Source organism: Janthinobacterium sp. GW822-FHT07H10, from assembly GCF_058798675.1.
On record NZ_JBXAKS010000001.1, the window covers coordinates 190529 to 211717 of the forward strand.

The 21189-nt window shown below is 64.5% G+C and carries 18 protein-coding genes; 15 read left to right on the forward strand and 3 right to left on the reverse strand.

Features of this window, described 5'->3' with window-relative positions:
* Window positions 1-4 precede the first annotated feature (4 nt).
* From dnaK to can, 3 genes are all read left to right on the forward strand, one after another.
* Window positions 5-1948: a molecular chaperone DnaK gene (gene dnaK / locus AC1RDJ_RS00880; protein ID WP_071321807.1), complete on the forward strand. Its 1944-nt coding sequence runs from the start codon at window positions 5-7 to the stop codon at window positions 1946-1948.
* Window positions 1949-2109: 161 nt separating this feature from the next.
* Complete coding sequence (gene dnaJ / locus AC1RDJ_RS00885) at window positions 2110-3243, forward strand: molecular chaperone DnaJ (protein ID WP_034745985.1); 1134 nt, start codon at window positions 2110-2112, stop codon at window positions 3241-3243.
* Window positions 3244-3381: 138 nt separating this feature from the next.
* Entirely contained in the window at window positions 3382-4053 is a 672-nt protein-coding gene (gene can / locus AC1RDJ_RS00890) for a carbonate dehydratase (RefSeq protein WP_071321808.1), read from the forward strand.
* Window positions 4054-4071: 18 nt separating this feature from the next.
* On the opposite strand, the gene AC1RDJ_RS00895 is transcribed toward can, so the two are convergent.
* A complete protein-coding gene (locus tag AC1RDJ_RS00895) occupies window positions 4072-4557 on the reverse strand; it encodes a tetratricopeptide repeat protein (protein ID WP_493026256.1) in 486 nt (161 codons plus the stop codon).
* Between the two features lie 224 nt (window positions 4558-4781).
* On the opposite strand from AC1RDJ_RS00895, the gene AC1RDJ_RS00900 reads away from it, so the two are divergent.
* Genes AC1RDJ_RS00900 through AC1RDJ_RS00915 form a run of 4 tightly spaced genes read left to right on the forward strand, consistent with a single transcriptional unit; the run spans window position 4782 to window position 8443 of the window.
* On the forward strand, window positions 4782-5666 hold the full coding sequence (locus AC1RDJ_RS00900) for a TauD/TfdA dioxygenase family protein (RefSeq protein WP_071326177.1): 885 nt from the start codon (window positions 4782-4784) through the stop codon (window positions 5664-5666).
* A gap of 32 nt (window positions 5667-5698) precedes the next feature.
* Window positions 5699-6727 carry an ABC transporter substrate-binding protein gene (locus tag AC1RDJ_RS00905; RefSeq protein WP_493026257.1) on the forward strand — a complete coding sequence of 343 codons (1029 nt, stop codon included), beginning with the start codon at window positions 5699-5701 and terminating at the stop codon, window positions 6725-6727.
* Window position 6728: 1 nt separating this feature from the next.
* Complete coding sequence (locus tag AC1RDJ_RS00910) at window positions 6729-7574, forward strand: ABC transporter ATP-binding protein (RefSeq protein WP_493026258.1); 846 nt, start codon at window positions 6729-6731, stop codon at window positions 7572-7574.
* Window positions 7571-8443, forward strand: a complete 873-nt coding sequence (locus tag AC1RDJ_RS00915) for an ABC transporter permease (RefSeq protein WP_493026259.1) — start codon at window positions 7571-7573, stop codon at window positions 8441-8443. The genes AC1RDJ_RS00910 and AC1RDJ_RS00915 overlap by 4 nt, the downstream gene beginning before the upstream one ends.
* Here the strand turns inward: AC1RDJ_RS00915 and AC1RDJ_RS00920 are convergent, their stop codons facing one another.
* Window positions 8444-9331 (reverse strand): HTH-type transcriptional regulator ArgP, encoded by an 888-nt coding sequence (locus AC1RDJ_RS00920; protein ID WP_071321812.1) that lies wholly within the window; start codon window positions 9329-9331, stop codon window positions 8444-8446.
* Between the two features lie 144 nt (window positions 9332-9475).
* Here AC1RDJ_RS00920 and AC1RDJ_RS00925 point away from each other — a divergent pair, with 144 nt between their 5' ends.
* The 5 genes from AC1RDJ_RS00925 to AC1RDJ_RS00945 all read left to right on the forward strand — a co-directional run bounded on the left by AC1RDJ_RS00925 (window position 9476) and on the right by AC1RDJ_RS00945 (window position 16040).
* Window positions 9476-11947 (forward strand): penicillin-binding protein 1A, encoded by a 2472-nt coding sequence (locus AC1RDJ_RS00925; RefSeq protein ID WP_493026260.1) that lies wholly within the window; start codon window positions 9476-9478, stop codon window positions 11945-11947.
* 4 nt (window positions 11948-11951) lie between these two features.
* Entirely contained in the window at window positions 11952-12575 is a 624-nt protein-coding gene (locus AC1RDJ_RS00930) for a trimeric intracellular cation channel family protein (RefSeq protein ID WP_071321814.1), read from the forward strand.
* 96 nt (window positions 12576-12671) lie between these two features.
* Window positions 12672-14549 (forward strand): beta-propeller domain-containing protein, encoded by a 1878-nt coding sequence (locus AC1RDJ_RS00935; RefSeq protein ID WP_493026261.1) that lies wholly within the window; start codon window positions 12672-12674, stop codon window positions 14547-14549.
* A 61-nt stretch (window positions 14550-14610) separates the two neighbouring features.
* Window positions 14611-15183, forward strand: coding sequence for a sigma-70 family RNA polymerase sigma factor (locus tag AC1RDJ_RS00940; protein ID WP_493026262.1), 573 nt, complete (start codon window positions 14611-14613; stop codon window positions 15181-15183).
* A complete protein-coding gene (locus AC1RDJ_RS00945; RefSeq protein ID WP_493026263.1) occupies window positions 15180-16040 on the forward strand; it encodes a hypothetical protein in 861 nt (286 codons plus the stop codon). Before AC1RDJ_RS00940 ends, AC1RDJ_RS00945 begins: the two co-directional genes overlap by 4 nt.
* A 6-nt stretch (window positions 16041-16046) precedes the next feature.
* On the opposite strand, the gene AC1RDJ_RS00950 is transcribed toward AC1RDJ_RS00945, so the two are convergent.
* Window positions 16047-17192: an MFS transporter gene (locus AC1RDJ_RS00950; protein WP_289884615.1), complete on the reverse strand. Its 1146-nt coding sequence runs from the start codon at window positions 17190-17192 to the stop codon at window positions 16047-16049.
* Between the two features lie 283 nt (window positions 17193-17475).
* Here AC1RDJ_RS00950 and AC1RDJ_RS00955 point away from each other — a divergent pair, with 283 nt between their 5' ends.
* Genes AC1RDJ_RS00955 through AC1RDJ_RS00965 form a run of 3 tightly spaced genes read left to right on the forward strand, consistent with a single transcriptional unit; the run spans window position 17476 to window position 21153 of the window.
* Entirely contained in the window at window positions 17476-18252 is a 777-nt protein-coding gene (locus AC1RDJ_RS00955) for a gamma-glutamyl-gamma-aminobutyrate hydrolase family protein (RefSeq protein ID WP_493026264.1), read from the forward strand.
* Window positions 18253-18310: 58 nt separating this feature from the next.
* Window positions 18311-19681 carry a glutamine synthetase family protein gene (locus AC1RDJ_RS00960; protein WP_034788700.1) on the forward strand — a complete coding sequence of 457 codons (1371 nt, stop codon included), beginning with the start codon at window positions 18311-18313 and terminating at the stop codon, window positions 19679-19681.
* A gap of 11 nt (window positions 19682-19692) precedes the next feature.
* The gene (locus AC1RDJ_RS00965; protein WP_493026265.1) at window positions 19693-21153 is read left to right on the forward strand and encodes an aspartate aminotransferase family protein; all 1461 of its coding nucleotides are present in this window, start codon (window positions 19693-19695) and stop codon (window positions 21151-21153) included.
* Window positions 21154-21189: the final 36 nt, after the last annotated feature.

Sequence of the window (21189 nt, forward strand, 5' to 3'; positions counted from 1 at the left end):
AATCATGGGTAGAATTATCGGTATCGATCTGGGAACCACGAATTCCTGCGTTTCCATCATGGAAAACGGTCAACCAAAGGTAATCGAAAACGCTGAAGGCGCACGCACGACGCCGTCGATTATTGCTTATCAAGAAGATGGCGAAATTCTCGTCGGCGCGCCAGCGAAACGCCAGGCCGTGACCAATCCGAAAAACACGCTGTACGCAGTGAAGCGTTTGATCGGTCGCAAGTTCGACGAAAAAGAAGTACAAAAAGACATCGCGCTGATGCCGTACCAAATCATGAAAGCCGACAACGGCGATGCATGGATCGGCGTACGCGACAAAAAACTGGCGCCGCCGCAAATTTCGGCTGAAGTGCTGCGCAAGATGAAGAAAACGGCAGAAGACTACCTCGGTGAAGAAGTCACCGAAGCCGTCATCACCGTGCCTGCGTACTTCAACGACTCGCAGCGTCAGGCGACCAAGGATGCCGGCCGTATCGCCGGTCTGGACGTCAAGCGCATCATCAACGAGCCAACCGCGGCAGCGCTGGCGTTCGGCCTGGACAAGGCTGAAAAAGGCGACCGTAAAATCGCCGTGTATGACTTGGGTGGCGGTACGTTCGACGTGTCGATCATCGAAATCGCGGATGTTGATGGCGAGAAACAATTTGAAGTGCTGTCGACCAACGGCGACACCTTCCTGGGCGGCGAAGATTTCGACCAACGCGTCATCGATTACATCATCGACGAGTTCAAGAAGATCAACGGCATCGACCTGAAAAAAGATCCGATCGCCCTGCAGCGCATCAAGGCTTCGGCCGAGCGCGCGAAGATCGAATTGTCGTCGTCGCAACAAACCGAGATCAACGAGCCATACATCGCCATGGCGAATGGCGCACCGGTCCACTTGAACCTGAAGATGACCCGCGCCAAGCTGGAATCGCTGGTGGAAGAGCTGATCACGGCCACGATGGAACCTTGCCGCACCGCTATCAAAGATGCAGGCGTGAAAGTGTCCGACATCGACGACATCATCCTGGTCGGCGGTATGACCCGCATGCCGAAGGTGCAGGAAAAAGTGAAGGAATTCTTTGGCAAGGATCCACGCAAGGACGTGAATCCGGACGAAGCCGTCGCCGTGGGCGCAGCAATTCAAGGTTCGGTCCTGTCGGGCGAACGCAAGGACTTGCTGTTGCTGGACGTCACTCCTCTGTCCCTGGGTATCGAAACCCTGGGCGGCGTGATGACCAAGATGATCCACAAAAACACGACGATTCCGACCAAGTTCAGCCAGGTGTTCTCGACGGCCGACGACAACCAGCCTGCGGTGACCATCAAGGTCTTCCAGGGTGAGCGCGAAATCGCCGCCGGCAACAAGGGCCTGGGCGAGTTCAATCTGGAAGGCATCCCGCCAGCATCGCGTGGTACGCCACAGATCGAAGTGACCTTCGACATCGACGCCAACGGCATCTTGCATGTCGGCGCGAAAGACAAGGCCACCGGCAAGGAAAACAAGATCACGATCAAGGCCAATTCCGGCTTGACCGAGGCTGAAATCCAGAAGATGGTGAAAGACGCCGAGTTGAACGCGGAAGAAGACAAGAAGGTCAAAGAATTGGCCGAGTCGCGCAACCAGGCCGATGCTCTGGTACACTCGACCCGGAAATCCTTGACCGAATACGGCGACAAGCTGGAAGCGGGCGAGAAAGAGAAGATCGAAGCGGCAATCACCGACCTGGAAGCAAGCATCAAGGCCGGCGACAAGGCTGAGATCGACGCCAAGGTGGAAGCACTGTCGAGCGCATCGCAGAAAATGGGCGAAAAAATGTATGCCGACATGCAAGCTCAGCAAGCTGCCGGCGGCGCGGAAGGTGCACAGCAAGCTGCTGGCGCATCCGATGCAGGCGCCAAGCAAGACGACGTCGTTGACGCTGACTTCAAAGAAGTCAAAGACAGCAAGTAATTGTCTTGCGCTCCCATAAGCTGGGGGCAGCCGGGCTGAACGCTACATCGCGGGATTAGCCGCGAAGACCGGCCGAGCCGAGTCGTTGCCCAGTGCAGCACTCGACTCGGCTTTTTCGTGTAATTTTTACATCAGTAGATAGACTGCAAGGTGCCGACAACATGGCAAAGCGTGATTTTTACGAGACACTCGGTGTCGCAAAAAATGCTTCGGAAGAAGAGATCAAAAAGTCTTACCGTAAACTGGCGATGAAATACCATCCGGACCGCAATCCGGATAGCAAGGAATCGGAAGAAAAGTTTAAGGAAGTCAAAGAAGCCTACGAGATGCTGACCAATCCGGAAAAGCGCGATGCGTATGACCGTTACGGTCACGCCGGCGTGGACCCGAACATGGGCGGCGGTGGCGGCTTCGGCGGCGGTGCTGGCGGCTTTGCCGACAGCTTCGGCGATATCTTCGGCGACATCTTTGGCGGTGGCGGTGGACGCAGCCGCAATGCGGGTCCACAAGTGTACCGTGGCGCCGATTTGCGCTATAACCTGGAAATTACACTGGAGCAAGCTGCTCACGGCTTCGACACGACCATTCGCGTGCCGAGCTGGGACAAGTGCGACACTTGCCACGGCAGCGGCGCCAAGCCAGGCACGTCGCCGACCACCTGCGGTACCTGCGGTGGCCACGGCCAGGTGCGCATGCAGCAAGGTTTCTTCAGCATCCAGCAAACCTGCCCGAAATGCCATGGCAGCGGCAAGGTCATCACCGACCCCTGCACGCCATGCGGCGGCGCGGGCCGTATCAAGCGCAACAAGACCCTGGAAGTCAAAATTCCAGTCGGTATCGACAACGGCATGCGTATCCGTTCGTCCGGCAACGGCGAACCGGGCACGAATGGCGGTCCGTCGGGCGACCTGTATGTGGAAATCCACATCAAGCCGCACGCCGTGTTCCAGCGCGAAGGCGACGATCTGCATTGCGAAATGCCGATTTCCTTCACCAAGGCGGCCCTGGGCGGTGAAATCGAAGTGCCGACCCTGAACGGCAAAGTGTCGTTCACGATCCCGGAAGGCACCCAGTCGGGCAAGACCTTCCGCCTGAAAGGCAAGGGCATCAAGGGCGTGCGTTCCGGTTACGCGGGCGACCTGTTCTGCCACGTGGCCATCGAAACGCCGGTGAAACTGACGGAAAAACAGAAAGACCTGTTGCGCGACTTTGAAAAATCGACGACCGAGGGCGGCGCCAAGCACAGCCCTCAAAGCAAGACCTGGAAAGACAAGGTCAAGGATTTTTTTGAGTAAGCACACGTAACACCATGCGCCGGGATGCTCACACATCCCGGCGTTTTTTTACCCAGGTTGACGCAGCATCTGCGCGCATCGCACGCCAACGCAGGCGATCGGCGCGCTGCTCAACCGAACTTACAGAATGGGAGCGATATGACCGAACAGAAAAGCGGCCTGGCCCTGGCGGAACTGCTGCAGCGTAACCGCCGCTGGGCCGACTCGATGGTGGCGAAAGACCCGAACTTCTTCAAGAACCTGGAAGCGCAGACCTCGCCCGAATACCTGTGGATCGGCTGTTCCGACAGCCGCGTTCCCGCCAACGAACTGCTGGGCATGGCGCCTGGCGACGTGTTTGTGCACCGTAATATTGCCAATGTGGTCGTGCATTCCGACCTCAATTGCCTGTCCGTCCTGCAATTTGCCGTGGACGTGCTGAAAGTCAAACATATCATCATCGTCGGCCACTACGGCTGCAAGGGCGTGCATGCGGCCATGACGGGCACGCGCATCGGCCTCGTCGACAACTGGCTGCGCCACGTGCAGGACGTGGGCCAGAAGCACGAGCGCTACCTGGGCGACGTGCTGACCAGCCGCCAGCGCGGCGACCGCCTGTGCGAACTGAACGTGGTCGAGCAAGTGCTGAACGTGTGCCAGACCACCATCGTGCAAGATGCGTGGGAACGGGGCCAGGAACTCAGCGTCCATGGCTGGGTCTATGGTTTGAAAGACGGCTTGCTGAACGACCTGGAAGTGACGGTCACGGCCGGTCACGAGCTGGCGCCGCGCATGGCGGCCCGCCTGGCCCGCTACGAAGCAATAGCGTAAGCGATGCCGGCGCCGTGCCTACGGTGCCGCATGCTCCAGGCGGACGAGATACTCGGCCGCCTCGCGCACGCCCTCCTGCGCGGCCTGGCGCAGCCAGGTTCGGGCCTGGGGAATATCCTGCGGCGTGCCGCGGCCTTCGGCCAGCGCCACGCCGTAGTGATAGCGGGCCAGCCGCGCATAGGCGGCGTCATCGTTCGTGTGCGCGCCGCGCCGCATCAGCGCCGTCGCCTGCGCCTCATCCTTCGTCACGCCGACGCCCGTTTCATACAGCTGGGCCAGCCAAATCATCGAGTACACATCGTTCCAGCGCCGGATGCAATCTTCAAAGATGGCGACGGCCGCCGCATGGTCGCCCGTCTTGTCCGCCGCATAGCCGTACAGACACTTGATGCGCTTGTCGCTGTGCACATAGGCTTTGTAGCTGAGGTCGCTTTCGCCCTGGCTGTCCTGCGCGTAGACGGGGGTGGCGAACAGCAGGGCGAGCAGCAGGGGAACGATGGGCATGGCGGTCCTGTCGGCAGAGGGGGAATTGGTCAATAAGCAAGTTGCGTGCTAGCACCATTCAAGGGCGCAACCGCTCGTGGCGGCGCCGCCCCTGTGCCATGGCGTGACAGGCGCTGTTGCAACATGGCGCAACGGGCCGCGCATATCCATATAGTAAATGCTTCGTTTGCAAGGCGCGCCGGCCGGCATACAGTGGACTTCCCTTGTTCACTGATGAAGCCATCATGTCGGCCGTCCTCAAATCGTCGCTACCCGCCAGCCCGTTCCGTATCGAGACTTTCGATGCGCCGCTCGGCGCGCAGGTGCTGGGGCTGGACCTGGCGCAGCCGCTGTCGCTGGGCGACTTCCAGCGCCTGCACCACGCCCACCTCGACCATCACGTGCTGGTGTTCCGCGAGCAGCACATCACGCCGCAGCAGCAGGTCGATTTCAGCCGCCGCTTCGGCCCCCTGCAAATCCACGTCCTGCGCCAGTTCCAGCTGCCATCGCAGCCGGAAGTACTGATCATTTCGAACATCGTCGAGGATGGCCAGCCTATCGGCCTGGGCGATGCGGGACACTTTTGGCATTCCGATCTGTCGTACAAGGAAGTGCCCAGCCTTGGTTCCATGTTGCACGCGCAGGAATTGCCGGACGAGGGCGGCGACACCGTGTTTGCCAACATGCACCTGGCCTGGGAAAGCCTGCCGGCCGCGCTGCGCCACGCCGTGCGCGGCGCCCGTGCCGAGCACAGTTACCTGAGCCAGTACGAGGAATTGCGCCGTCGTAATCCCTGGCGCCCCGCGTTGACGCAGGCGCAGGTCGATGAAGTCAAGCCCGTCACCCATCCCGTCGTGCGCGTGCATCCGGAAACGGGACGGCGCGCCCTGTTCGTCAGCGAGCATTTCACCACGCGCATCGTCGGCCTGCCCGACGATGAAAGCCGCGCCCTGCTCGATGAACTGTTCGCGCACAGCGTGCGCCCGGAGCACCTGTATGTGCACCGCTGGCAGCCGCACGACCTCGTGTTCTGGGACAACCGTTCCCTGATGCACCTGGCCACCGGTTGTCCGCCCGGGCAGCGCCGCAAACTCTACCGCACCACCATCGAAGGCGATGCGCCGTACTGACTTTGACTGTTGACCTGACCCAAGGAGTGTCCATGCTGCCGTTCTTTTCCCTCGCCCGCCACCGCCGTGTTATCGCCGCCATTGCCCTGCTGGGCGCCGCATGCCTGGCGATGCCCATGGCCCGGGCTGAAGGACAGATCCGCATCGCGGGCCAGCATGGCATCACCTTTTTGCTGCTCAACATTGCGCAGGAACACAAGCTGATTGAAAAGCATGGCAAGCAGCAGGGCGTGGACGTCAAAGTCGAGTGGATCACCCTGTCCGGCGGTCCCGCCATCAACGACGCTTTGTTGTCCGGCAATATCGATATCGCGGGGGCCGGGCTGGGTCCGCTGTTGACGATCTGGGACCGCACGAAAGGCCGGCAGAATGTGCGCGGCGTGGCGTCCTTGGGCAATTTTCCTTACTATTTGATCAGCATCAATCCCAAGGTGAAAACCCTGGCGGACTTGACGGACAAGGACCGCATCGCCTTGCCGGCCGTCTCCGTTTCCGTGCAGGCGCGGATATTGCAGATGGCGGTGGCGAAGCAGTGGGGCGACAAGGAATTCGCCCGCCTCGATAAAATCACGCAAACCTTGCCGCACCCGGATGCGGCGGCCGCCATCATCGCCGGCGGCACGGAGCTCAGCGGTCACTTCGGCAATTCGCCTTTCCAGGAGCAGGAACTGGCGCAGAACCCGAACGCCCGCATCGTCCTGAACTCGTATGACGTGCAGGGCGGGCCCAGCTCGTCGACCTTGCTGTATGCGACGGAAAAGTACCGCAAGGATAATCCCAAGACTTACCGCGCCTTCATCGCGGCGCTGGCGGAAGCGGCGCAGTATGCGAGCAGCAACCCGCAGGGTGCGGCCGACATCTATATCAAGGTCAACAAGAGCAAGGTGGACCGCAATCTGTTGCTGAAAATCTTTGCCAATCCGCAAGTGCAATTCAAGATCGCGCCGCAGAATACCTATGGCCTGGCGCAATTCCTGCACCGCGTCAACGCCATCCGCAACTTGCCCGACAGCTGGCGCGATTATTTCTTCGACGATCCAGCCATCGCGCAAGGAGGCTGACATGAACGCGCCCGCTTTCCACCTCGTGCGCCCGCCTGTGGCGGTGCTGCCCTTGCTCAGCGTCCAGCATGTCAGCCTGGAATACCAGACGGAACGGCGCAGCGTGCGCGCCACGCATGACGTCAGTTTCGACGTGTTTCGCGGCGACCGCTTCGTGCTGCTGGGGCCGTCCGGCTGCGGCAAGTCGTCGCTGCTGAAGGCCGTGGCTGGCTTCATCGCGCCGCGCGCGGGCAGCATCGCCATGCACGGTCAAGCGATTCACAAACCGGGGCCGGACCGTGTCGTCGTGTTCCAGGAATTCGACCAGTTGCCGCCGTGGAAAACAGTGCTGGAAAACGTGATGTTTCCCTTGCTGGCCAGCAAGCGGCTGGACAAGGCGGCGGCCCGCGAGCGCGCCCATCACTGGATCGCCAAGGTGGGGCTGGCCGGCTTCGAGGACGCCCACCCGCACACCTTGTCGGGCGGCATGAAGCAGCGCGTGGCCATCGCGCGGGCGCTGGCCATGCAGCCGGAAGTGCTGCTGATGGACGAACCGTTTGCCGCCCTCGACGCCTTGACGCGGCGCAAGATGCAGGAAGAGTTGAGCCGCTTGTGGGAAGAGCTGCGCTTCACGCTCGTGTTCGTCACGCACTCGATCGAGGAAGCGCTGGTGGTGGGCAACCGCATCCTGTTGCTGTCGCCCCATCCGGGCAGGGTGCGCGCCGAACTGAACAGTCATCAATTCGGCTTGCACAGCGCCGGCAGCGCGGAATTCCAGGCCGCCAGCAGCCGCATCCACGGCCTGCTGTTCGACGAGGAAACTGCTGCCGCTGCGCCAAGCGGGACCGCGCACAGGGAGGCCGTATGAGCGCGCTGCTGGAGCCGCCGATCCGCCAGGAGTTCGTGTATGCGGCGCCGCCGCCGGCCGGCGTGGCCGTCGAGCGGCCGTTGTCGCGCTGGCAGCGCCTGAGCCAGCAGGCGCTGTGGCGCAAGGTCTTGATTCTGCTCAGCCTGGCCCTGCTGTGGGAAGGCGCGGCGCGCTGGACGCACAACGATTTACTCTTGCCCGGCTTTCTGCAGACGGCGCAGGCGTTTATCGGCGGTATCGCCAGTGGGGAATTGCTCACGCGCACGGCCGCCTCGCTCGTCGTCTTGCTGCAGGGCTATGCCGTGGGCGTGCTGGCCGCCTTCGTGCTGACTTTGCTGGCCGTCTCCAGCCGCATCGGGCGCGACGTGCTGGAAACCCTGACGGCCATGCTCAATCCCTTGCCGGCCATCGCCCTGCTGCCATTGGCCCTGCTGTGGTTTGGCCTGGGCCGCGCCAGCTTGATCTTCGTCATTGTCCACTCCGTGATGTGGCCGCTGGCCTTGAATACGTATGCGGGTTTCCAGGGCGTGCCCGAGACCCTGCGCATGGCGGGCCGCAATTACGGGCTGAGCGGCCTGCGCCTGGTGTTGCATATCCTCGTGCCGGGCGCCCTGCCATCGATCGTTTCGGGCTTGAAGATCGGCTGGGCGTTTGCCTGGCGCACCCTGATCGCGGCCGAACTGGTATTTGGCACCACGTCGGGGCAGGGCGGCCTGGGCTGGTACATCTTCCAGAACCGCAACGAGCTGTACACGGACAAGGTCTTCGCGGGCCTGGCGGCCGTCATCGTTATCGGCTTGCTGGTAGAAAACATCGGCTTTCGCAGCCTGGAGCGCGTGACTCTGAAGCGCTGGGGCATGCAGCGATAGCTACTTGAGGATCTTGCGCGCCGCCGCGATGATCTGCCGCGACAGCTGCTCCATGCGCGGCGACTGCACCTTCCACGTGTGCCAGTACAGGGCCACGTCGGCGGGGGTCTTGGGGGTGAGCATTTCCACCAGTTCGCCGTCCGCGTTCGCCTTCAGCAGCAGTTCTGGCACCATGCCGTAGCCGAGGCCATAGCGGATGGCGTTGAAGTGCGAGGTGGCACCCGGCACGTAATGGCAGGGGTAGGCGCCTTCGGGCAAGCCCAGCGCCTCTTGCAGGTACGACGACTGCAAGGTGTCCTTGCGCGTGTAGGCGACCACGGGCGCCGTGCGCGCCGCCTTGCGCGTCAGGCCGTGGGCGAACCATTGCTGGCGAAACGCCGGCGTGGCCACCAGCCAGTAGCGCATCACGCCCAGCGGCTCGGCCGTGCAGCCGCGCATGGCTTTTGCCTCCGTGCTGATGCAGCCGATCGCCATGCCCGTTTCCAGCAAGGTGTACGTGTGGTCCTGGTCTTCCACGGTCAGGTCCAGCAGCACGCGCTCGCGTATCAGCACCTCGGACAGGGCAGGGAAGAACCAGGTGCCCATCGAATCGGCGTTCAGCGCCAGCACCAGCGTCAGCGGCGCATCCTGCTGCACCGCCAGCTCCGCCTGCAGGTCCGCTTCCAGCAGCTTGGCGCGTTTCAGGTACTGCATCAGGCGTTGCCCCATGCGCGTGGCGCGCGCGGGGCGGCTGCGCACGATCAGTGCATTGCCCAGCTGGCTTTCCAGCGCCCGCACGCGCTGCGAAATGGCCGGTGACGTCAGGTGCAGCCGCAGCGCCGCCTGTTCGAAGCTGCCCGTTTCGACGACGGCGCGGAACGCTTCCGTATGTTTGGGATTGAGATCCATGGATACCGCCTAACATAAGAAAAATTTACCAATACTAAATAATACTTACTTTTTATAAGGATTGGTGTGTTGCAGTGCACAATGGCTCTTTGATGGAGTGCTGCGCGCCTGCGCGCGGTCTCCTGGCAGCAAAGGAATGACCATATGGAAACGCAAGATACGGCGCAAGATAGTGAAAAAGACGGCGCGAAAGCCAGCACCACCACGACCACCACCCGCAAGCCGCCCTCGAAGCTGGCGCGCAATCTGAAATTCGGCCTGGGATTGACCCTGGGCCTGGGCCTGTCCGCGGCCCTGGCGGGCGGCTACTGGCTGCGCCAGGCGTGGCAGGATTTGCCGGCCGTCGAACACCTGGCGCAATACAAGCCCGCGCTGCCGCTGCGCATCTTTTCCAGCGAAGGCGAGCTGCTGGCCGAATACGGCGAAGAGCGCCGCGAATTCCTGCCATTGAAAGAGATCCCGCTGCGCATGCGCCAGGCCTTGCTGGCCATCGAGGATGCGCGTTTCTATGAGCACGGCGCCGTCGATTTCTATGGCTTGACGCGCGCGACGCTCGCCAACGTCGTCACGGGCCACCACGCGCAGGGCGCCAGCACCATCACCATGCAGGTGGCGCGCGACTTTTTCCTGTCGCGCGAAAAGACCGTGCAGCGCAAGCTGACGGAGATGCTGCTCGCCTACAAGCTGGAGCAGCACTACGGCAAGGACAAGCTGCTGGAACTGTATATGAACCAGATTTACCTGGGCGAGCGTTCCTACGGCTTTTCCGCCGCCTCGAACATCTATTTCGACAAGCCGCTGGCCGACGTCAGCATCGCCGAAGCGGCCATGCTGGCCGGCTTGCCGAAGGCGCCATCGGCCTACAACCCCGTCGCCAATCCGCAGCGCGCCACCGTGCGCCAGCACTACATCCTGCAGCGCATGCGCGAACTCGGTTACATCACCGAGGCCGAATACGCCGCCGCCGTGGCGGAAAAGCTGGCCCTGAACAAGGACCGCAACAGCTCCGTGCATGCGGCCGCGTATGCGGTCGAGGAAGCGCGCCAGCTGATCCTGCAAAGCTATCCCGAGGGCGCCTACAGCATGGGCCTGGACGTGACGACGACCATCCGTATGGCGCCGCAGCTCGCGGCCGACAAGTCGCTGCGCGACGGCTTGCTGAACGCGCAGGCGCGCCGCGGCTACCGTGGTCCCGAAGCGCGCCTGACCGCCTCCGCGGACAGCGCGGCGCGCCAGCTGGCCGCCTATCCGGACAGCGGCGAACTGCGCGCAGCGCTCGTGCGCAAGGTCGAGACCGCCGGCAAGCGCCAGGTGACGGCGCAGCTGCGCAATGGCGAGGAAGTCGTGCTGGCCGCGTCGGATGCGCGCCTGGGCGGCAAGCTGCCGCTCGAGGGCAAGCGCGCCATTGCGGAAAACAGCGTGATCCGCGTGGTGCACGACGCGGCAAGGAACCGCTGGCTGGTGAGCCAGCTGCCCGAGATGGAAGGCGCGCTCATTTCCGTCGATGCGCACAGCGGCGAAATCGTCGCCATGGCGGGCGGCTTCGATTTCTATCGCAACCACTACAACCACGCCACGCAGGCCTACCGCCAGCCCGGTTCCAGCTTCAAGCCCTTCGTGTATTCGGCGGCGCTGGAAAAGGGCTACTTCCCCGGCACGGCCGTGGACGACACGCAGCGCTTGCTGCTGCCGCAGGAAACGGGCGCGCAGCCATGGCGTCCGCGCAATTACGGCAACAACTATGAAGGCTTCATCAGCGTGCGGCGCGGCCTGGTGCGCTCGAAAAACCTGGTGGCCGTCAGCCTGATGCAGGCGGCCGGCCCCGGCTACGTGCAGCACTACGCCACGCGCTTCGGTTTCGAAGGCGCGCGCAACCCCGTTTCGCTGCCGCTGGCCTTGGGCGCGGGCGCCGTCACGCCGCTGCAGCTGGCGCAATCGTATGCCGTGTTCGCCAACGGCGGCGTGCAGATGCCGCCAAGGCTGATCAAGGAAGTGCGCGGCCGCAGCGGCGCGGTGCTGTACAGCGATGCGGCGCCCCGTGCCAAGGGCGAGCCGGCACCCGGCACGCAGGTCATCTCCACGCGCAATGCCTACGTCATGGACAGCATGCTGCGCGACGTCGTCAAGAGCGGCACGGGGCGCGGCGCGCTGGCGCTGGGACGCGGCGACGCGGCCGGCAAGACGGGCACCTCGAACAATGCCTATGACGCCTGGTTCGCCGGCTATTCCTCGGGCCTCGTTTCCGTCGTCTGGCTCGGCTACGACCAGCCCAAGAGCCTGGGCAACGCCACGGGCGGGACGCTGGCGCTGCCCGTCTGGCGCGACTACATGCAGGTGGCCGTGCAGGGCCGCCGCGAACAGGTGCTGGCCGAGCCGCAAGGCCTGGCCCTGCTCGACGGCGATTACGTGTATGCGGAATACCTGGCCGGCGACTGCCTGCGCGACAGCCACGCCTTCATCCACAGCAGCGTCAGCTGCGGCAGTGGCGGCCATAACGCCGATACGCGCCTGGCCAACGGCGAAGAGCGCGGCAGCAGCGGCGCCGGCCATGAGGCGCGCACCCTGAGCGAAGCGCGCGAACGCGAACAGATTCTCAAATCATTTTCGGAAGAGTAAGACCATGTTGTTATATACGATATACCTGGTGGCGATTGTCGCCGAAGCGATGTCCGGCGCCATCATGGGCATGCGGCGCGGCATGGATCTGTTCGGCATCTGCATGATCGGCACCGTCACGGCGCTCGGCGGCGGCACCATCCGCGACGTGCTGCTGGGACACTATCCGCTGGGCTGGATCGCGCACCCCGAGTATCTGCTGTTTACGGTGGGCGCGGCCGTCGTCACGGCCGTCGTGGCGCGCTACCTGCACCACTTGCGCACGGTATTCCTGCTGGTCGACGGACTGGGGCTGGTGGCGTTTTGCGTGATCGGCTGCGACATCGCCATGTCGGCCAAGATGCATCCGGCCATCGTCGTGCTGGCGGGGATGATCACGGGTGTCTTCGGCGGCCTGCTGCGCGATATCCTGTGCAACCAGATTCCGCTGGTGCTGCAGCGCGAAGTGTATGCCACCGTGGCCCTGTTTACGGGCAGCCTGTACGTGGGCCTGCTGTACTTCAAGGTCGACAGCGCGGTGGCGCAGCTGGCGTCCATCGGCGCCGGCTTCCTGTTCCGTTTCCTGGCCCTGCATTTCGAGTGGCGCCTGCCGAACTTCAATGGCGACCGCATACGCGGTTTCGAGTAGGGCGGCGGCCAGGTGAATATTTTCACGCGCATGTAACCCCTTTTTCTGCGCCGCTGCGTTTCATGGTTGACACCCCAGCCAACCGGAGAAGAAGCGATGCCCAGCGCCCTCAAGATCACATTGATACTGTCCCTGCTGCTGTCGGCAGGCAGCCATGCCGCCGACACGGCGCCGCGCAAGACCCTGGCGCCGTTTGCCAGCGAGCAGGCGCTGGGCGCCTACCTGCAACAGCTGCAGGCGCGCCAGGCGGCGCTGGTGCTGAAACAGCAGAAACTGCAGCGCGCCACGGCGCAATACACGGCCGCGCCCCCGGCACCGCCGGCCGCGCCGATGGCGGCGGAGGCGGCGGCAAAATCGGCGGATGCGGCCGAATCGGTCACCAACGTGCAGACGGCGGGCGTGGACGAAGGCGGCATCGTCAAGCTGCACGGCAAGCACCTGGTGATGCTCCGGCGCGGCAAGCTGTTCACGGTGCAGGTGGGGGGCAATGCGCTGCAGCCCGTCGCCTCGCTCGATGCGTTCGCGCCTGGCAGCGACCCGTCGGGCAGCTGGTATGACGAGATGCTGATCGATGGCGACACGCTGGTGGTGATCGGCTACAGCTACAGCCGGGGCGGCACGGAGATCGGCCTGTTCGATATCGGGGCCGACGGCAAGCTGGCCTACCGTTCCACCTACCATTTGCGCTCCAACGACTATTATTCGTCGCGCAATTACGCCAGCCGCCTGGTCGGCAGCAAGCTGGTGTTCTACTCGCCCTTGTCGCTGGACTTGCGCCGTGGCGATCCGTTCGGCGGCTTTCCCGCGCTGCGCCGCTGGCGTCCCGACGCCGTGCCGTCCGACTTCAAGCGCATCGCGCCCGCCACGCGCATCTACCGCACCGATGAAGAGCCCGAACCCGGCGCCGGCCTGACCCTGCACACGGTCACCGTGTGCGACCTGGCCCGGCGCGACATGCGCTGCGAAGCGACCGCCGTCATGGGGCCGCAGGGCCGCGTGTTTTATGTCTCGGGCGAGTCCGTTTTCGTGTGGACGACGCGCCGTGGCAGCGATTCGGGCGTGTTCCGCATTCCGCTCGACGGCAGCGCGCCTAGCGCCCTGAAGGTGGCTGGCGCGCCCGTCGACCAGTTCTCGTTCCTGGAAAGCCTTGACGGCCACCTGAACGTCCTGCTGCGCGCCGAAGGGCAGGGTGACGCCATGTGGGATGGCGCGCGCGGCCGGGGCGACATGGCCTTGCTGCGCGTGCCGCTGGCATCGTTTTCCGATGGCCGCGACAGCGCGCCGGCCGGCAGCTACAAGCCCTTGCCCGGTGGCGGCGGCTATGGTTTGCAGAACCGCTATGTGGGACCGTATCTGCTGTATGGGAACGCAGGCAATGGCGGACGCCGACAGGCGGACCAGGCCTGGCCGCGCCAGCCCCTGTATGCCGTGCGCTGGGCCGACGCGGGCAGCGTGCAGGCGCTGTCCCTGCCGCACGGCGTGGAGCGCATCGAGGCGCTGGGCAATGACGCCGTGGCGATCGGCGCGCAGGGCAGGGACCTGCATTTCAGCAGCATCCGCCTGGGGGCGCAGGCGGCGATTGCCACGCGCTACATCCGCGCCGACGCGGCGCAGGGCGAGTCGCGCAGCCACGGCTTTTTCTACAAGCCGCAAACGGCCAGCGAGGGCGTCATCGGCCTGCCCATCCTGGGCGCGGACGAGCGGCCGGGCTTGAACAGGCCTTCTGCATCCGTCCTGTACCTGCGCAACAGCGGTTTGCAACTGACGGAACTGGGCGCGCTGGCGGCGCGGCCCGGCCCGGCGCCGGACGATGGTTGCCGCGCATCGTGCGTGGACTGGTACGGCAATGCGCGGCCCCTGTTCCTGCAGGGCCGGGTCTTCGCCCTGCTGGGCTATGAATTGGTGGAAGGGGTGCTCAAGGAGGGGCAGGTCCGTGAAGTGCGCCGCGTCAGCTATGCGCCCGCCGCCCGCTGACGCGATGGTGAGCGACGCGCGGCATTTGTCGCTGCCGCGTAGTTCGGCTACACTGGTCCGCATGCCCGATACCTTGATCAACGCGACGGATGAAGAGCTGATGCTGCGCTACAGTGCCGGCGACCTGCCGTCGTTCCGCGAGCTGTACCGGCGCCATAGCCAGGGGCTGTACCGCTTCGTGGCCTGGCGTGCGCCGCGCCGCGCCTGGGTCGACGAGATCGTGCAGGACGCCTGGGCCAGCCTGCACGCGGCGCGCGCCGGCTACCGGCCGCAGGCGGCGTTTCGCACCTATCTGTACCAGATCGCGCGCAACCGCCTGATCGACATCCTGCGCCAGCGGGAAGGCCAGGCGCAGGATGGCGAAGCACCGGGCGAGCTGGCGTCCGAGGGCACCTCGCCGCAGCAGTCGCTGGAACAGAAGCAGCAGCACGCGCTGCTGCATGCGGCCATCGCCGCCCTGCCGGCCGAGCAAAAAGAGGCGCTGGTGCTGCAGCAGTTCAGCGGCATGAGCATCCTGGACATCGCCGTGGTGACGGGGGCGGAAGCGGAAACCGTCAAGAGCCGGCTGCGCTACGCCATGCAGAAATTGCGCGCGGGGCTCGATAGCGCCGCGGGCGCGGGAGGACAGGCATGACTACGCACAGGACAGACCAAGATCAAGACCACGAAGCCGGCGACGATGCATTGCATGCGCTGCTGGCCAGCTTGCCGCAGCCCGCGCCTTCCAGCGCGCTCGATGCGGCCATCCTGGCAGACGCTGAAAAGGCGTTGGCAGCACCCGTGGCCGCCAACGACAGCGCCGATGGCGTGCTGCGCACCCTGCCGGCAAAAAAGGCGCCCGATTATCTGCAGCGCTGGCGCGTTCCGCTGGGGCTGGCCGCGGCCGTGCTGCTGACGGTGAACCTGATCGGCGTGGACTGGTTCGGCTCGAAGCCGGCGCAATTTCCCGTCGTCGGGGAGCCGCTCACGCAGGAGGTGATGCCGGTGCCTGATGCCGCACCGGCGCCGCTTGCCGATGCGGCATCGCAGCCAGCGCCAAGCCCGCCGCCGGCGGTGCCGGCCCCGCGCGCGCAAGCCAAGATGGCGGCCAGGCCGGCGCCGCAGGCCGAGCCGGCGTCTGTGCCTGCCGTGCGGCCAGCGCCCCAGCTGACGGCGACGCTACCCCTGGCGCCGCCGGCGCCACCGCCCCCACCGCCGCCGCCGCCAGCCACGCCAATGCGCGAGGCGATGGAGCAGCAAGCGGCCATGCGGGCCGAATCGGGCCTGCAGCGCCAGGCGCTGGCGATGCCCGCTCCCGTTGCTGCGCGCTCCGCACCGTTGCCGCCGCCGGCCAGGCTCGACGCGTCCGTGTGGCTGGTGAAGATCGACGCCCTGCTCAAGGCGGGCGAAGGTGCGCTGGCGCAGGAGGAGTGGGCCGCGTTCAGGCAGGCCTATCCCGATTATCCGGTGGCCGAAGAGCTGCGGCAGCGGCTGGAAAAGCTGAAACAGTAGCGCAGGCTACACGATCCCCTTCTTGCGCTCCCACACGGCGCTGCCGACGAAAATGGCGGCGCAGACCCACATCACGGCCGGCAGCGCGTTGACGCCCGCCGATTGCATCAAGACGCCCGTCAGCAGGGGGCCGCCGCCGCTGGTGACACCCCAGGTGGCGTTGACGATGGCGCTGGCGCTGGTCAGCGACAGGCCCGTGAAACGCTCGCCGCACGCCACCAGCGCCAGCATGTAGATGCCGCCCGCCGCGGCGCCCAGCAGCAACAGCAAGGTCCACCACAGCCACGGCGTGCCGACGGCGAACGGCAGCAGCGGCAACAGCAGGCAGACGGCCACGCCGCAGCCCGCATGGACTTTGGCGCGGCCGAAGCGGTCGGCCATCCATCCCAAGGCGAATTGCAGGCCCGTGTCGCCCACCAGTACCACGGTGGCCGATAGCAGGGCCAGGTCCGTGCCGATGCCGTGTTCCATCGCATACAGGGGCAGCAGGCTCAATGCCAGCGTGTCGAACAGGGCGAAGAAGGCCGCGCCCAGCACGATCATCGGCATGCGCGGCAGGATCAGGGTCCATTTCACGCCATGCTCTTCCTGCTCCTTTTCCGGGCCGCTGTTCGAGATCAGCATCAGGCCCGGCACGGCGAGCAGGAACAGCAGGCCGCAGGCGGCGAAGCTCCACGTAATCCTGTCGTTGAACAGCGCCACCAGGGCGGGACCGATCAGCTGGAAGAAGGTAAAACTGGTGGTGTACATGGCCACCACCCTGCCCCGCGAATTGTCGGGCGCGAGCCGGTTCACCCACGCTTCGCCGATGGTAAACAACACGCCCATGGCGCCGCCAAACAAAAAGCGCAGCACGCTCCACGCCAGCAGGTGATCGGTGAACTGCATGGCGATCGTTGCCAGTGAGGCCACCCAGACGGCGCCCAGCATGGTGGCGCGCGCGCCAAAGCGCCCCACCCAGCCAGAGACGAACGGCGAAGCGGCCAGGATGCCGAGGGCGCTGACGGCCGTGATCATGCCGATGATGTCCGTACCCACGCCGCGCTGGTGCAATGTCAATGCGGTGAGCGGCATGGTCGCGCCCAGTCCCAGGCCGACCACGCCGATACTGACCACGAGGGCGAAGAAATCGCGCCACGGCATGTGCTTCATGGCAGCCTCCGCGCGGGGGAAAACAAGGTCGGGATGGCGTGAAAGTGGTGTGGATGCATGGGAAAGAGGGGGACTTTGCCGGTGGCGCTGGCATTTGGCGCCGGACGGGCATATGATGATTTTACGAAAGACAATATGGCAAAGCCGTAGTGTAGCCGCAGGACGGTCCCGTTGGCCACGCCCATGGGTGTGGCCGCTGCCGCCGGCTCTGCTGTACAGTGAAGCGAGCGGCAGCGCTGTTTGGCGCTGTCATTGGATCGTCACGCCAGCGAGGTAGCACTCTATGCGCCGTCCCATTGTTCTCGTTCCCGCCTGCCAGCGCCAGCTTGGCAACCACGCCTGGCATATGGCGCAGGACAAGTACCTGCACGCCGTGCTGCGCGGTGCAGACTGCATGCCGCTGCTGCTGCCCGCCCTGGCCGCTGACGCCGACCTGGAAGCGGCGCTGCGGATTGCCGACGGCGTCATGCTGACCGGTTCGGCCTCGAATGTCGATGCGCGCTTGTATGGCGAAGACATCCTGCACCCCGAACTGCCGCAAGACCCGGCGCGCGACGCCACCACCTTGCCCCTGATCCGCGCCACGCTGGCGCGCCAGTTGCCCTTGCTGGCCATCTGCCGCGGCTACCAGGAAGTCAATGTGGCCCTGGGCGGCAGCCTGCACCAGGCCGTGCATGCGGTGCCGGGCATGCTCGATCATCGCGAGAACGTGCTCGATCCCCTCGAGCGCCAGTACGCGCCCGCGCACCGCGTCAAGCTGGCGCCCGAGGGCCTTTTGTCTCGCCTGCTCGGTGGCGAGGGCGAAATGATGGTCAACTCCCTGCATGGCCAGGGCATCGCCCGCCTGGCCGACGGCTTGCTGGTGGAAGCCCTGGCCGACGACGGACTGGTGGAAGCCTATACGGTGGCCAGCGCCGCCGGTTTCACGCTGGCGGTGCAGTGGCACCCGGAATGGCGGGTGGAAGACAACCCGCACGCCATGCGCCTGTTCGGCGGCTTTGGCCAGGCGTGCCGCGATTACCAGGAACAGCAGCGCAACAGAAAGGATGACGGCAACTAGCACGGGCGCGCCGCACCAGCACCATGCGGCGCCTGATCAAGACCAGAGAGAGGGAAACATGGCAATACGCGAAAATTTCACCTATACGGATATGGATTTGTGGCTCAATGAAAAGCGGGTCACGGAAATCGAATGCCTGGTCCCCGACTTGACGGGCGTGGCGCGCGGGAAGATCCTGCCGCGCGGGAAATTCACCCAGGAGCGCGGCATGCGCATCCCGGAAGCGGTACTGGGCATGACGGTGACGGGCAATTATCCCGTCGACGATGGCGGCTATGACCGCGCCATTTCCAGCACCGACCGCGACATGATTTTAAAGGCCGACCCCACCACCATCACCATGGTGCCGTGGGCCACCGATCCCACGGCGCAAGTCATCCATGACTGCTATTTCGCCGACGGCATGCTGGTCGATTTCGCCCCAAGATCCGTGCTGCGCCGCGTGCTGAAACTGTATGCGGACAAGGGCTGGAAACCGGTGGTGGCGCCGGAACTGGAGTTCTACCTGACGGCGAAAAACACGGACCCGGACCTGCCGTTGAAGCCGCCCATCGGCCGCAGCGGCCGGGCCGAGACCAGCCGCCAGGTGTACAGCATCGACGCCGTCAACGAATTCGATCCGCTGTTCGAGGATATCTACGATTACTGCGAACTGATGAACCTTGACGTCGACACCCTGATCCACGAGATCGGCGCGGGGCAGATGGAAATCAACTTCCTGCACGGCGATCCGCTGGGTTTGGCCGACAAGGTGTTTTTCTTCAAGCGCACCCTGCGCGAAGCGGCGCTGAAACACGATATGTACGCCACCTTCATGGCCAAGCCGATGGCCGGCGAGCCGGGGTCCGCCATGCACGTGCACCAGAGCGTCGTCGATGCGAAGACGGGCCTGAACATTTTCAGCAACGAGGACGGCTCGGCGGCGCCCATCTTCAAGCACTACATCGCCGGCCTGCAGCGCTACATGCCGTCGGCCATGGCCATCGTCGCACCGTATGTGAATTCCTACCGCCGCATCGTGCGTCACACGGCCGCGCCGATCAACATCCAGTGGGGCCTGGACAACCGCACGGTGGGTTTTCGCGTGCCCGAATCGGGCGTGCAGGACCGGCGCGTGGAGAACCGCATCATCGGCGCCGACGCCAATCCCTACCTGGCGCTGGCCGTGACTCTGGCATGCGGCTACCTGGGCATGACGGAGCAGCTGGAAGCGACGCCGATGATGGTGGGCAGCGCCTATGACATGAAGTTCGAACTGCCGCAAGGCTTGCCGGAAGCGTTGCAGCTGCTGCGCGCGGAAGACAAGCTGCGCACGGTGCTGGGCGAGCGTTTCATCGACGTGTATGCGGCCATCAAGGACCTCGAGCACCAGGAATTCATGACGGTGATCAGCCCCTGGGAACGCGAACATTTGTTATTGCACGTTTAAAAGGAGCACGCATGAGCACAACAAACAATCCGCTGGCGCCCGGCGCCGCGCTGGTCGCCTCCGTGGCGCAAAAGAATGCGGCGCCGCAGGTGTACGACACGGCCGCCATCCAGAAGATGGACTCGGCCCACTACCTGCACCCGTTCACCGATTTCCAGGACCTGGCGTCGAAAGGCGCGCGCGTGATGGTGCGCGGCGACGGCGTCTACCTGTGGGATAGCCAGGGCAAGAAAATCGTCGACGGCATGTCGGGCCTGTGGTGCGTCAACGTCGGCTATGGCCGCACGTCGATCTCGCAAGCCGTGTACCGGCAGATGGAAACGCTGCCGTTCTATAACAGCTTCTTTGGCACGACGAACGTGCCGGCCGCGCAATTGGCCGCCAAGCTGGCGCAGATCTCGCCGCCGCAGTTCCAGCACGTGTTTTTCACCAGCTCCGGTTCCGAAGGCAACGACACGAATTTGCGCATGGTGCGCCGCTACTGGGACATTCTCGGCTACAAGGAGCGCCATACCGTCATCAGCCGCCACAACGCCTATCACGGCAGCACGGTGGCGGGGGCATCCCTGGGCGGCATGGATGGCATGCATGCGCAGGGCGGCTTGCCCATCCCCGGCATCGCGCACATCGGCCAGCCGAATTATCTGGAAGCGGGCCATGGACTGAGTCCGGAAGCATTCGGCCTGAAGGCGGCGTCCTGGCTGGAAGACAAGATCCTGGAAATCGGCGCCGACAAGGTGGCCGCCTTTATCGGCGAGCCGGTGCAGGGCGCCGGCGGCGTCATCATCCCCCCAGGCACCTACTGGCCGGAAATCCAGCGCATCTGCGACAAGTACGGCATCCTTTTGATCGCCGATGAAGTCATCTGCGGCTTTGGCCGGCTGGGACGCTGGTTCGGCTCCGAGCTGTTCGGCATCAGGCCGGACCTGATCACGTTTGCCAAGGGCGTCACCTCGGGCTACGTGCCGCTGGGCGGCGTGCTGGTGGGTGACAGGGTGGCCAAGGTGCTCATCGAGCAGGGCGGCGAATTCACGCACGGGTTCACGTATTCGGGCCATCCCGTCGCCTGCGCGGCCGCGCTGGAAAACATCCGCATCATCGAGGAAGAGCAGCTGGTGGCGAAGGTGGCCGAGGATACGGGGCCGTACCTGAAGCAGTGCTTTGCCAGCCTGGGCCAGCATCCGCTCGTGGGCTATGCGGACAGCTGCGGCCTGGTCGCGGGCCTGAACCTGGTGCGCAGGAAGGGCGCCACCGTGCACGAGAACGAGCTGTTCGACGAGGAGCAGGGCGTGGGCATGATCTGCCGCGGCCACATGTTCGACAATGGCGTCATCATGCGCGCCGTGGGCGAGCGCATGATCGTCGCCCCGCCGCTGGTCATGACGCGGGCGCAGATCGACGAGATGGTGGGCTTGATACGCCTGTGCCTGGACAAGACGCATGCGGACGTGAAGGCAAAGGGCTGGGTGTAGTTTTTGCCCCATTTTGCCGCCATCTGCGCAATTTTT